Annotated in this window: 6 protein-coding genes; all 6 read left to right on the top strand. The window is 64.2% G+C overall.

Features of this window, described 5'->3' with window-relative positions; translation table 11 throughout:
• Nucleotides 1-9 precede the first annotated feature (9 nt).
• Nucleotides 10-3,168 (top strand): efflux RND transporter permease subunit, encoded by a 3,159-nt coding sequence (locus G3N95_RS05600; RefSeq protein WP_205968989.1) that lies wholly within the window; start codon nt 10-12, stop codon nt 3,166-3,168.
• A gap of 11 nt (nt 3,169-3,179) precedes the next feature.
• Entirely contained in the window at nt 3,180-4,691 is a 1,512-nt protein-coding gene (locus G3N95_RS05595) for an efflux transporter outer membrane subunit (RefSeq protein WP_205968988.1), read from the top strand.
• A 189-nt stretch (nt 4,692-4,880) separates the two neighbouring features.
• Nucleotides 4,881-6,026 (top strand): efflux RND transporter periplasmic adaptor subunit, encoded by a 1,146-nt coding sequence (locus G3N95_RS05590; protein WP_205968987.1) that lies wholly within the window; start codon nt 4,881-4,883, stop codon nt 6,024-6,026.
• A 27-nt stretch (nt 6,027-6,053) separates the two neighbouring features.
• Entirely contained in the window at nt 6,054-9,233 is a 3,180-nt protein-coding gene (locus tag G3N95_RS05585; RefSeq protein ID WP_205968986.1) for an efflux RND transporter permease subunit, read from the top strand.
• A 10-nt stretch (nt 9,234-9,243) separates the two neighbouring features.
• Nucleotides 9,244-12,366: an efflux RND transporter permease subunit gene (locus tag G3N95_RS05580; protein ID WP_205968985.1), complete on the top strand. Its 3,123-nt coding sequence runs from the start codon at nt 9,244-9,246 to the stop codon at nt 12,364-12,366.
• Nucleotides 12,363-13,856, top strand: a complete 1,494-nt coding sequence (locus G3N95_RS05575; RefSeq protein WP_205968984.1) for an efflux transporter outer membrane subunit — start codon at nt 12,363-12,365, stop codon at nt 13,854-13,856. The genes G3N95_RS05580 and G3N95_RS05575 overlap by 4 nt, the downstream gene beginning before the upstream one ends.
• The last annotated feature ends 102 nt before the right edge of the window (nt 13,857-13,958 follow it).

Raw genomic sequence — 13,958 nt, 5'->3', positions numbered from 1 at the left:
GGACGCGCAATGGCAAAGTCTTTTATCGACCGGCCCATCTTTGCGTGGGTCATTGCAATCATCCTGATGCTCGCGGGCATCGCCTCCATCTTCAACCTGCCCATCGCGCAGTATCCGACCATCGCGCCGCCTGCCGTGCAGATCAGCGCGACGTATCCGGGCGCATCGGCGAAAACCGTTGAAAACACCGTCACCCAGGTGATCGAACAGCAGATGAGCGGTCTCGACCATCTGCTCTACATGTCGTCGAGCAGCGATGACTCCGGCAACGCGACCATCACGCTGACCTTCGCGGCGGGCACGAACCCGGACATCGCGCAGGTGCAGGTGCAGAACAAGCTGCAACTCGCGACGCCGCTGCTGCCCGAAAGCGTGCAGCAGCAGGGCACCAAGGTCACGAAGTCGAGCAGCAGCTTCCTGCTGGTGATGGCGTTCGTGTCGACGGACGGCAGCATGGACCGCTACGACCTCGCGAACTATGTCGCGTCGCACGTGGAAGACCCGGTGAGCCGCGTCAACGGCGTCGGCACCGTACAGCTGTTCGGCTCGCAGTTCGCGATGCGCGTCTGGCTCGACGCGAACAAGCTGAACCAGTACAGCCTCACACCCGTTGATGTCGAAACCGCGTTGACCAATCAGAACGTGCAGGTCGCGGCGGGCTCGCTCGGCGGCACGCCTTCGGTGCCAGGCCAGGTGCTGCAGGCAACCATCACACAGGCGACGCTGCTGCAAACACCCGAGCAGTTCGGCAACGTGCTGCTGAAGGTGAGTCAGGACGGCTCGCAGGTGCGCGTGAAGGATGTGGCGCGTATCGACCTGGGCGGCGAAAACTACAACTTCGACACCAAGTACAACGGCCAGCCGACGGCTGGCTTCGGGATCCAGTTGGCGACGGGCGCGAACGCGCTCGAAACGGCGAAGCTGGTGCGCGCGAAGATCGATCAGTTGTCGAAGAACTTCCCGCACGGCCTGGTCGTGAAGTATCCGTACGACACGACGCCGTTCGTGAAGATGTCGATCGAGGAAGTGGTGAAGACGCTGCTCGAAGGCATCGTCCTCGTGTTCCTCGTGATGTACCTGTTCCTGCAAAACCTGCGCGCCACGCTGATCCCGACGATCGCGGTGCCCGTGGTGCTGCTCGGCACGTTCGCGATCATGAGCGCGGCCGGCTTCTCGATCAACACGCTGTCGATGTTCGGTCTCGTGCTGGCGATCGGTCTGCTGGTGGACGATGCGATCGTGGTCGTGGAGAACGTCGAACGCGTGATGTCGGAGGAAGGCTTGTCGCCAAGGGAAGCGACGCGCAAGGCAATGGGCCAGATCACGGGCGCACTGGTCGGCGTGGCACTCGTGCTGTCGGCGGTGTTCGTGCCCGTGGCGTTCTCGGGCGGGTCGGTCGGTGCAATCTATCGACAGTTCTCGCTGACGATCGTCGCCGCGATGGTGCTGTCCGTGCTGGTCGCGCTGGTTCTCACGCCCGCGTTGTGCGCGACGATTCTCAAGCCGATACCGAAGGGGCATCACGGCGCGAAGACGGGCTTCTTCGGCTGGTTCAACCGTACGTTCGACAACGGCCGCGACCGCTATCACAGCGGCGTGCAACATGTGATCCGCCGCTCGGGACGCTGGCTCGTGCTGTATCTCGTCGTGATTGTCGCCGTCGGCTTCCTGTTCATGCGTCTGCCTAAGTCGTTCCTGCCCGATGAAGATCAGGGCACGATGTTCGTGCTGGTGCAGACGCCGCCCGGCTCGACGCAGGAAACCACGGCGCGCACGCTGAAGAACGTCACCGACTATCTGCTCAACGACGAGAAGGACATCGTCGAATCCGTCTTCACCGTGAACGGCTTCAGCTTCGCCGGCCGCGGCCAGAACGCGGGTCTCGCGTTCGTGCGGATGAAGGACTACTCGGTGCGCCAGCATGCGAACCAGAAGGTGCAGGCGCTGGTGGGCCGCGTGTACGGTCACTACGCGTCGTACAAGGACGCGACCGTGCTCGCCGTGAATCCGCCGTCCATTCCGGAACTGGGCACCGCATCGGGCTTCGATTTCGAATTGACGGACAACGCGTCGCTCGGTCACGAAGCCTTGATGGCGGCGCGCAACCAATTGCTCGGCATGGCCGCGAAAGATCCGTCGCTGGCGCTCGTGCGTCCGAACGGACTGTCCGATACGCCGCAGTTCAAGATCGATATCGATCGCGAAAAGGCGCAGGCGCTCGGCGTCACGGTGTCGGACATCGACCAGACGTTCTCGATTGCATGGGCGTCGGCGTATGTGAACAACTTCCTCGATACCGATGGACGGATCAAGAAGGTCTATCTGCAAGGGGACGCGCCGTTCCGCATGACGCCGGAAGACATGAGCAAGTGGTACGTGCGCGGCAGTTCGGGAACCATGATGCCGCTGACGTCGGTGGCGTCGGGCCACTGGATCTACGGCTCGCCGAAGCTCGAACGCTACAACGGCATCTCATCCGTCGAAATTCAGGGCCAGGCCGCGGCGGGCAAGAGTACGGGCCAGGCAATGTCCGCGATGGAAGCGCTGGCCACGAAGCTGCCGCAAGGCATCGGCTACGAATGGACGGGCCTGTCGTTCCAGGAGCGCCAGTCGGGCTCGCAAGCGCCGATTCTGTACGGCATTTCGATTCTCGTCGTGTTCCTGTGTCTCGCCGCGCTGTATGAAAGCTGGTCGATTCCGTTCGCGGTGATTCTGGTGGTGCCGCTCGGCGTGATCGGCGCGCTGCTCGCCGTGACGATGCGCGGGCTCGAAAACGACGTGTTCTTCCAGGTCGGCTTGCTGACCACGGTCGGTTTGTCCGCGAAGAACGCGATTCTGATCGTCGAGTTTGCGCGCGAGTTGCAGATCAAGGAAGGCATGACGGCCGTGCAGGCCGCGCTCGAAGCGTCGCGTCTGCGGCTGCGCCCGATCCTGATGACGTCGCTTGCCTTCGTGCTCGGCGTGCTGCCGCTCGCGATCAGCAACGGCGCCGGTTCGTCGAGCCAGCATGCGATCGGCACGGGCGTGATCGGCGGGATGCTGACGGCCACGTTCCTCGCCGTTTTCATGATCCCGATGTTCTACGTCGTGATCCGCTCGAAATTCTCGCGCGACGGCGCGACACCTAACAGCACGGAGCCGGACGTCGAAGAGGAAACGGCTCAGTGAGGACAAAGCAAATGAACAGAACGATACTGACGGCGCTCGCCGCAGCGCTCTTCGCGAGCGGCTGCACGCTCGCGCCGACTTACGAACGGCCGGCCGCGCCCGTCACGGCGACGTACCCGCAAGGCGGCGTCTACGATAACCAGCCGGCGAAAGGCACGGCCACGCGCACGGCCAACGATCATGCCGCCACCGACATCGGCTGGCGCGAATTCTTCGTCGATCCGCGCCTGCAACGCCTGATCGAACTCGCGTTGCAGAACAACCGCGATCTGCGCGTGTCGGCGTTGAAGGTCGAAGAAGCGCGTGCGCAATACCGCATCCAGCGCGCGGACCTGATGCCGTCGGTTTCCATCGACGGCACGGGTACGCGCAGCCGTACGCCGAAGGATCTGTCCTACGTTGGACGGGCGACAGTGAGCAGCGACTATCAGGTCGCGGCGAGCGCGTCGTGGGAACTCGACTTCTTCGGCAAGGTGCGCAGTCTCACGCAACAGGCGCTGCAAACCTATTTCTCGACGGCGCAAGCGCGCAAGGCCGAAGAAATCCTGCTGGTTTCGCAGGTCGCGGATCAATACCTGACACTCGTCGCCTATGACGAAATGCTTCAGAGCACGAAGAACACGTACGACACGGCACGCCGCTCGTATGAGCTGACGAAGCTCCAGTACAACACGGGCACCGGCTCCGAACTCGATCTGCGCGAAGCGGCGGGCACGATGCAGCAGGCGCAGGCGAGCTACGAAAGCCAGCAGCGTTCGCGCGCACAGGCCGAGAACGCGCTCGTGCTGCTGGTCGGCGCGCCGTTGCCCGCCGACTTGCCGCAAGGCTTGCCGCTCGCGAGCCAGCAACTGCTCGCGGACATTCCTGCGGGCTTGCCGTCCGATCTGCTGACGCGCCGTCCCGACATCATGGAAGCCGAAGCGACCTTGATCGGCGCGAACGCGAACATCGGCGCGGCGCGTGCGGCGTTCTTCCCGAGCATCTCGCTGACGGGCGACTTCGGCACGGCAAGTGCGAGTCTCGGCACGCTGTTCAAGCCGGGCCAGCTTGCCTGGAGTTTCGGCCCGACCATTTCGGTGCCGATCTTCAAGGGCGGCGAGAACCGCGCGAATCTCGATCTTGCGAAGCTCGAAACGAACGTTGCCGTCGCGCAGTACGAAAAGGCGATCCAGACGGCGTTCCGTGAAGTCTCCGACGGTCTCGCCGCGCGCGGCACGTACGACCGGCAGATCAAGGCGTTGCAGGAGAACGTCGAGTCGCAGCAGCGTCGCTATGACCTGTCGGATCTGCGCTATCGCAATGGCGTCGACAGCTACCTGAACGTGCTGACCGCGCAGACCGATCTGTATTCGGCGCAGCAGTCGCTGATTACGGCATCGTTGAACCGCCTGACCAATCTTGTCGATCTGTATCAGTACCTGGGCGGCGGCTGGATCGAGCATTCGGGCGACACGCCCCGTGCTGCCGATGCGCCATACGCACAGCAGGCGCAACAGACCACGCACGTCGCTTCGCAGCAGTAACACGCGGAAACATCTGCTAAGCGCGCTAAACCTGGGCGCGCTTTCCCGTTGCTACATTCCCCTCACCTGCACGGCACTCGCCGGTTTCTCCTGGCGGCGCAGTGCCGATTTCCGGCGACGCCCTCGCGGCGTCGTCCTTTTCATTCCTTCCGTTCCGTGTTCAGCGCCTGAGCGCCGATCCATCATCGCGTGAAATTCAATCGTCCATCCCGTCGTCTTCTGGTTGTCGCGTGCATTGCCGCTGCCGGCGTCATCGTGTGGCAGGCGTACGCTGCGTTCCACAAGCCGCAGCGTCCGGCTGCGCAAGAAACGCCCGTCACGATCGGCACGGTTCAGCGCGCCGACGTGCCGCTGCAACTCGACGCACTCGGCACCGTCACGCCGCGCGCAACCGTCACCGTCAAAACGCAGGTCAACGGCACGCTCGAAGCCGTGCTCGTGAAGGAAGGCCAGCGCGTGAAAGCGGGGCAGCCGATCGCGCGGATCGATTCGCGCGCCTTGCGCGCGCAACTGCTCGAAGCGCAAGGCACGCTCGAACACGACGAAGCGCTGCTCGCGAACGCGAAAGCCGACCTGACGCGCTATGAAACGCTGATCGACGGCGGCTCGATCTCGCGTCAGACGCTCGATACGCAGCGCGCCACGCTGCGCCAGTATCAGGGCACCGTGAAGGCCGATCAGGGCAGCGTCGCGAATCTGCGCGTGCAGGTGAGCTATTGCGACATCGTCGCGCCGATGGACGGCACGATCGGCCTGCTCTCCACCGACGCCGGCAACTACGTGACGACGAGCGACACGACGGGCATAGCGACCATCACGAGCGACTCGCCGACCACCGTCGTCTACGCACTGCCCGAAGACAAGATGGGCGACGTCGTGGATGCGTTCCGCGACAAGGGCGCGTTGCCCGTCGAGATTTTCGCGCGCGACAAGCGCACCGTGCTCGATCACGCGACGCTCGCCGCCATCGACAACCAGGCGGACACGACGACGGGCACCGTCAAGCTCAAGGCGAGTGCGCCGAACCATGACGGCCGCCTGTTCCCGAATCGCTTCGTCAATGTGCGGATGACGGTCGGCACGCTGCACGACGCGTTGACGGTGCCGACGGTCGCGATCCAGCACGGCGCGTCGGGCGATTTCGTGCTGACGATGAACGCCGCCGACGTGAAGAAGAACGCCGGCAAGGTCGCATTGCGCCACGTGACGGCGGGTGTCTCGTACAACGACGCCACCGTGATCGAGCAGGGCGGCCTGAAAGCGGGCGACGCAATCGTGCTGGACGGTGCGGACAAGCTCGACGACGGCAGCGCCGTGAAGATCGTCCGCAACTGACGCGCGCTTTCAGACCGATAGAAACCGATGGATATTTCCCGCCCGTTCATTCGCCGTCCCGTCGCGACGGGATTGATGACACTCGCCCTGTTGCTGATCGGTCTGATCGCGTATCGGCTGATGCCCGTGTCCGCGTTGCCCGAAATCGACTACCCGACGATCCAGGTCTACACACAATATCCGGGCGCATCGCCCGATGTGGTGAGCACGTCCGTTACCGCGCCGCTCGAAAAGCAGTTCGGGCAGATGGCGGGGCTCAAGCGCATGAACTCGACGAGTTCGCTCGGCGTGTCGCTCGTCACGCTGCAGTTCCAGACCTCGACGAACCTCGACGAAGCCGAGCAGGAAGTGCAGGCCGCGATCAACAGCGCGAACAGCACGCTGCCGTCGAACCTGCCTTATCCGCCCGTCTACAGCAAGGTCAATCCCGCCGATACGGCGGTGCTCACGCTCGCCGTCACGTCGGATGCGTTGCCGCTCACGCGTGTCGAAGACCTGACGGACACGCGCATTGCGCAGAAGCTTTCGCAGGTGTCGGGCGTCGGGCTCGTCACGCTGTCGGGCGGCGCGCGGCCCTCCGTACGCGTGCAGACCGACACCCGTGCGTTGAACGCGATGGGCCTGTCGCTCGAAGACGTGCGCACGGCAGTCGGCAACGCGAACGTGAACAGCGCGAAGGGCACGATCGACGGGACGCTGCAGGCCTTCACCATCGATGCGAACGATCAGCTCACGTCCGCCGAGGATTACGCGGACCTCGTGCTCGCGTATCGCAACGGCGCGCCCGTTCGGCTGTCGAATGTCGCGAAGCTCTCGGAAATGGCGGAGAACCCGCGTCAGGCCGCATGGAGCGGCGCAACGCCTGCGATCATCATCAACGTGCAACGCCAGCCGGGCGCGAACGTGATCGACGTCGTGAACCGGATCGAAGCGCTGTTGCCGCAATTGCGCGCGTCGGTGCCCGCGACGGTGAAGATCAACGTGCTGAGCGACCGCACACAGACCATCCGCGCGTCGGTGCATGACGTGAAGATGGAACTGGCGGCGGCGATTGCGCTTGTCGTGATGGTCGTGTTCGTATTTCTGCGCCGGCTCGAATTCACATTGATTCCTGCGGTGACGGTGCCGTTCGCACTCGTGGGCACGGTCGCCGGCATTTACGCGCTCGGCTTCTCGGTCAACAACCTCACGCTGATGGCGTTGACGGTGGCGACCGGCTTCGTGGTCGACGATGCGATCGTGATGCTCGAAAACGTGATGCGTCACATCGAAAACGGCGAGACGCCGCTCGATGCCGCACTGAAGGGCGCGCGGCAGATCGGCTTCACGATCCTGTCGATCTCGGTCGCGCTCGTCGCCGTGCTGATTCCGTTGTTCTTCATGCCGGATGTGATCGGCCGGCTGTTCCGCGAATTCGCGCTGACGCTCGCGATTGCGATCGTGATTTCAGCGTGGGTGTCGCTGACGCTCACGCCGATGATGGCGGCCCGCATGCTGCGCGCGGATCACGCCGCAAGCGACAGCGACGCGAACGCGAACGACTGGCTCGCGCGGCTGAACCGCGGTTATCTGCGCGCGCTCGACTGGGCGTTTGCGCATCGCCTGGCCGTGCTCGCGCTCGTCGGGCTGGCGACGCTGCTGACGGTCGCGCTGTTCATGCTGCTGCCGAAGGGGCTGTTTCCGCAGCAGGACACGGGTTTGATCGAAGGGATTTCGCTCGGCTCGCCGCGCACGTCGTTCGAACGGATGGCGGCGTCGACGCGCACGCTGGCGGGCCGCATTGCCAGCGATAGCGCGGTGGCAAGCGTGTCGTCGTTCGTCGGCATCGATCAGAACAATGCGACCCTCAACCAGGGACGCATGCTGATCAGCCTGAAAGAGAACGGCGGCGCGTCGAGCCGAGACGTGATCGACAGGCTCACACGCGATGCGGCGCAGCGCGCGGATCTCAAGCTGTATCTGCATCCCGTGCAGGATCTGACGCTCGATGACCAGATCAACGCAAACAGCTACCGCGTCGGCGTTCAGGCCACCGACCGCGCCGAACTCGCCGAATGGACGCAGCGCCTGCTCGCCGCGATGCGCGCCGATCCGCTTTTCACCGACGTGCAGAGTCAGGCGCAGCAGCAAGGCAATGTGCTGAAGTTCGACTTCGACCGTGCGACGGCATCGCGTCTCGGGCTGTCGGCGCAGGACATCGACAATGCGCTCTATGACGCGTTCGGTGACCGGCAGATTTCGACCATCTATACGCACGTGAACCAGTATCACGTGACGCTGGGTGCGGATGTGCGGCTGGTTGGCGAGTCGCCGCTCGCATTGCTCGACGGCATGTATGTGGGGACGTCGAGCAGTTCGTCGTCGTCTTCTTCATCTTCTTCTACGTCTTCCACGTCTTCCACGTCTTCCACGTCTTCCACGTCTTCCACGTCGACGTCTTCTTCTACGCTCGCGCCGCTGTCGAGCATCGCAAGCGCGTCGGTGGGCGCAGCGCCGTTGACGATTCAGCGCCAGGCGCAGTTTCCGTACGCCGACGTGTCGTTCAATCTCGCGCAAGGCGTGACGCTCGGCACGGCCATCGACCGCATCGAAGCCATCGAAGCGAAGCTGAATCCGCCCGCGAGCGTGCAGATGAATCTCGAAGGCGCCGCGCAGTTGTATAGCTCGTCGCTCGGGAACGAAGCGTTGCTGCTGGTGGGCGCGCTGGTGGCCGTCTACATTCTGCTCGGCATGCTGTACGAGAGCCTCGTGCATCCGCTGACCATTCTGTCGACCTTGCCGTCCGCCGCGTGCGGCGCGCTCGCCGCGTTGCTGCTGTGCGGCGGCGAACTCGACATCATCGGCCTGATCGGCATCGTGCTGCTGGTCGGCATCGTGATGAAGAACGCGATCATGATGGTCGACTTCGCGCTCGAACAGGAACGCACGCTCGGTCTTTCCGCGCTGGACGCGATGCGCCGTGCGTGCGAACTGCGCTTCCGCCCGATCCTGATGACGACGTGCGCGTCGCTGTTCGGCGCATTGCCGCTCGCGCTCGGCACGGGCATGGGCCACGAGTTGCGGCAGCCGCTCGGCATTGCGATCATCGGCGGCCTGGTGGTGAGCCAGTTGCTCACGTTGTTCTCGACGCCCGTGATCTTCCTCGCGTTGCATCGCTTCGCGACGCGCGCCGCGATCACGCCGTCCGACGACGCGAACGCGAGCTAAGGGGCGCACGATGAACCTGTCCGCTCCGTTCATCCGCCGGCCGGTGGGCACGATGCTGCTGGCGCTCGGTCTGGCGCTGTTCGGCATCGTCGCGTTCCGGCTGCTGCCCGTCGCCGCGCTGCCGTCCGTGGATTTTCCCGTCGTGATGGTCAGCGCAACGTTGTCGGGTGCGAATCCCGACACGGTCGCGAAGACGGTGACCGCGCCGCTCGAACGCGCGTTCGGCTCGATTGCCGGCTTGACGCAGATGACCTCGCAAAGCTCGTCGGGCTCGTCGCAGATCGTGTTGCAGTTCGATCTGAACCGCGATATCGACGGCGCGGCACGCGACGTGCAGGCCGCGATCAACGCGGCGCGCAGCAATCTGCCGACGACGCTCACGCAAACGCCGACCTATCGCAAGATGAATCCTGCGGCGGCGCCCGTGATGATCGTCGGCCTCACGTCGGATACGGTGGGCGTCGGGCAGATGTACGACTATGCGTCGTCGGTGCTGCAACAGAAGCTGCTTCAGGTGCCCGGCGTCGGCGATGTGACGGTGGGCGGCGGCGCGCTTCCCGCCGTGCGGATCGAACTGAATCCCGATCAACTGAGCCATTACGGCATCGCGCTCGATACCGTGCGCACCGCGCTGGCGAATGCGAGCGTCGATCTGCCGAAGGGCGCCGTCAGCATGAACGGCGAGCACTACGTGGTGACGGCGAACGACCAGCTGCCGAACGCCGACGACTACAAGCCGCTCGTGATCCGCACGCATGACGGGGCGATCGTGCATGTGTCGGACGTTGCGCAAGTGGTGAAGTCGACGGAAGACCTGCGCAACTACGGTCTCGCGAACGGCAAACCTGCCGTGCTGCTGATCGTGTCGAAGCAGCCGAATGCGAACGTCATCAAGACCGTCGATGCAATCCGCGCCGCGCTGCCGCAGCTCTCGGCGAGCCTGCCGTCGACGGTGAAGCTCGGCGTCGTGCTCGACGGCACGCAGACGATCCGCTCGTCGGTGCTCGACGTGGAACTCTCGCTGCTCGCGTCGGTGCTGCTGGTGACGGCCGTGTCATATGCGTTTTTTCGCGACTGGCGCAGCACGCTGATCCCCGCGATCACCGTGCCGCTCGCGTTGGCGGGCACGTTCACGGCGATGTACTTTCTCGGCTATAGCCTGAACAATCTGTCGCTGATGGCGCTGACGATCTCGACGGGCTTCGTGGTCGACGATGCGATCGTGGTCGTCGAGAACATCATGCGGCATCTCGATCAGGGCAAGACCCCGCTCGCCGCCGCGCTCGACGGCACGCGCGAAGTGGGCTTCACGGTGCTGACCATCAGCGTGTCGCTCGTGGTCGTGTTTCTGCCGCTGATCATGATGAGCGGCATCGTCGGTCGGTTGTTCCGGGAGTTTTCCGTATCGCTCGCCATCGCGATCATGATTTCGATGGTGATTTCGCTGACGCTCGCGCCGACGCTGGGCCGCCTGCTGCTGCGCCACGCGCCGTCGAAGCATGGCGAAGCGGCTTTGGGACAGCGCGTCGAGCGCGGGTATGGAAAGAGTCTGCGCTGGGCGCTGCGTCATCCGAAGACGATGCTCGCCGTCACCGTGCTGTTGCTGTTCGCGAACGTCGGCGTGGTCGCCGTGATGCCGAAGGGCTTCTTTCCGACGGAAGACACCGGGCGGCTGATGGGCAACATCCAGGCATCGCAGAGCATTTCGTTTCAGGCGATGAAGCAAAAGTTCGACGAAATCAACAAGCGCATGTTGCAGAACCCCAATGTGCAGTCCGTGTCCGGCTATGTCGGCGGACGCAATGCCGTCAGCAACAGTATGATGTTCGTCACGCTCAAGCCGCTGTCGGAGCGCACGCAGAGCGCCGATCAGGTCATCGCGGATCTGAGCCGCCGCACGGCCGATCTGCCCGGCGTGCGCCTGCTGCTGCAATCCGCGCAGGATCTGATGTTCGGCGCGCGGCAAAGCGCGGCGCAGTTTCAGTACACGGTGACGGCGGAGAACCAGACCGAACTGGATACATGGCTGCCGCGTATCGAAGCGAAGCTGCGCGCGTTGCCGCAACTGCGCGACGTGAATGCCGACGTGCAAAGCGCGAGTCTTTCGATGATGCTGCAGGTGAATCGCGACGCGGCGGCGCGCATGGGCGTGCCGTTCGAAGCGATCGACGATACCTTGAACGACGCGTTCAGCCAGCGCCAGATCGCGACGATCTACGGGCCGGCGAATCAGTATCACGTGGTGATGGAAGTCGCGCCGCAGTACTGGCAGGATCCGAAGACGCTGGATACGCTGTATGTGCCTGCCACCACGGCAAGCAGTTCCAGCAGCAGTACGTCTTCGTCGACCTCGTCGAGTTCTTCGACAAGTTCTAGCGCCACGCTCGTGCCGCTGTCCGCACTTGCCAAGCGCACGCTGTCGCATGCGCCCGTCACCATCGCACACGACAACCAGTTTCCCGCCGTCACGCTCTCGTACAACCTGCGCGAAGGCGTATCGATGAGCGATGCGAACGCGGCAATCAAGAGCGCTGTCGCTTCACTGCATCTGCCGAACACGGTGTTGCCGTCGTTCGCGGGGCAAGGCGCGCAGATGCAGCAATCGGGCGGCAGCGAACTGCTGCTTATCGTTGGTGCGTTGATTGCGGTGTATATCGCGCTCGGCATTCTGTACGAGAACCTCGTGCATCCGCTGACGATACTCTCGACCCTGCCTTCAGCAGGTCTCGGCGCGCTGATCGCGCTGTATGTATGCGGCTACGAGCTGTCGATCATCGCGCTGATCGGCATCGTGCTGCTGATCGGCATCGTGAAGAAGAACGCGATCATGATGGTCGACTTCGCCGTCACCTACGAGCGCGAACATGCGGCCAGCGCGGAGGAATCGATCTACCAGGCGTGTCTCACGCGCTTCAGGCCGATCATGATGACGACGCTTGCCGCTTTGCTCGGCGCGGTGCCGCTGATCGTCAGTTCGGGCTACGGGCACGAGTTTCGTCATCCGCTCGGCGTCGCGATCCTCGGCGGCCTGATGGTCAGCCAGGCGCTGACGCTCTTCACGACACCCGTGATCTATCTTTGGCTCGACCGCTTCAACGGCCGGCGCGCCTCACGTAACGGAACCCCATCATGATGGACACACCGACGCGCACGATGCGGCGTCTGCATCGAACGATCGTGGCTGCGGCCATTGCGGCGCTGTGCGCGGGCTGCGCGGTCGGCCCCGACTACAAGCGCCCGGATGTCGCCGTGCCCGCGACGTTCAAGGAAATGAACAGCCCCGATGCGAGCGGTCTGTGGCAACAGGCGCAACCCGATCCCGCCGCCGCGCTCGACAGCCGCTGGTGGACGATGTTCGGCGACGACACGCTGAACGAACTGTGCGAACGCGCGCTGAAAGCGAACCAGACGCTGGCGCAATACGACGCGGCGTATCGCGCGGCGCGCGCGCAGGTGTCGTCCGCGCGCGCGAGCCTGTTTCCGACCGTTTCGTTCGCCGGTTCGGGCACGCGGTCGGGCAGCGGCAGCACGACGCAGGTTTCGTCGAGCGGCAGCGTGAGCAGCTATGCGTCGAAGAGCGTGTCGGCGGAACTCGAAGCCAGTTGGGAGCCGGACCTGTGGGGCAGCGTGCGGCGCTCGGTCGAAGCCAGCGAGGCGAGCGCGCAGGCGTCCGATGCGCAACTGGCGGGCGAACGCCTGAGCGTGCTCGCCACGCTGGCCGTCGATTACTTCACCGTGCGGGCTGCCGATGCCGATCTCGCGCTGCTCGCGGAAGAGCGCCGTATCGACGCGGAACTGCTCGCGCTGACGGAAGCGAAGTACAAGCAGGGCGTTTCATCGTATGACGATGTGCGCACCGCACACAACACGCTGCAAACCATCGACGAGAGCATCGCGAGCGCGCAGCTCACGCGGCGTCAGTACGAGCATGCGCTTGCCGTGCTGGTCGGCGAAGCGCCCGCCGCGTTTTCGCTGCCGGTTCAGGCCGACTACCGCTTCGCGCTGCCGACAATGCCGGCGGCGTTGCCGTCCACGCTGCTCCAGCGGCGTCCCGACATCGTGCAGGCGGAACGCACGGTCGCGCAATACAACGCGAAGATCGGCGTTGCGAAGGCGGGCTATTTCCCGACCATCACGCTGTCCGCCGATGGCGGCTGGAGCGGCACGTCGCTCGCGCATCTCGTGTCGCTGCCGACGCGTTTCTGGTCGCTCGGACTCGACGTGGCGCAGACCGTGTTCGACGCGGGCGCAACGGCTGCATCCGTGCGCAACGCGAAGGCCAACTACGATCAGGAAGTGGCCGCGTATCGGCAGACGGTGTTGAGCGCGTTTCAGGACGTCGAAGACTATCTGAGCGCGGTGCAGATCGCGTCCCGCCAGGCGGCGGCATCGAACGATGTCGCGCAGCGCAGCGGCGAACTTGCGGTGAGCCAGCAGCGCAATTTCGCGGCGGGCACGTCGAGCCGCATCGACATGCTCGATACGCAGTTGACGCAAGTGCAGGACCGCAAGACCGCGCTCGATTACAGCAGCACGGCGCTGCAGAACTCGGTGATGCTGGTGAAAGCGCTGGGCGGCGGCTGGGATGGCCAACTGAAGACGGCGGACTCTTCTGAGAAGTAAAGCGCTGCGTACGCAGCGCATATGACGTGTACCGCTTTGCTCGTGACGATTTATTGGTTCGTCGCGAGCAGGCGCGTTGCTAAAGTCGCGGCAACTCGCTAC

This window comes from Paraburkholderia sp. Tr-20389 (assembly GCF_017104565.1).
GTDB lineage: Bacteria > Pseudomonadota > Gammaproteobacteria > Burkholderiales > Burkholderiaceae > Paraburkholderia.
Note: the sequence above shows the minus strand (reverse complement) of the source record. Positions and strands in the feature narration are given on the sequence as shown.

Bases quoted from the DNA above. Each gene is read 5' to 3' on its own strand.
- G3N95_RS05600 (WP_205968989.1), top strand. From the start codon at position 10: ATGGCAAAGTCTTTTATCGACCGGCCCATCTTTGCGTGGGTCATTGCA.
- G3N95_RS05595 (WP_205968988.1), top strand. From the start codon at position 3,180: ATGAACAGAACGATACTGACGGCGCTCGCCGCAGCGCTCTTCGCGAGC.
- G3N95_RS05585 (WP_205968986.1), top strand. From the start codon at position 6,054: ATGGATATTTCCCGCCCGTTCATTCGCCGTCCCGTCGCGACGGGATTG.
- G3N95_RS05580 (WP_205968985.1), top strand. From the start codon at position 9,244: ATGAACCTGTCCGCTCCGTTCATCCGCCGGCCGGTGGGCACGATGCTG.
- G3N95_RS05575 (WP_205968984.1), top strand. From the start codon at position 12,363: ATGATGGACACACCGACGCGCACGATGCGGCGTCTGCATCGAACGATC.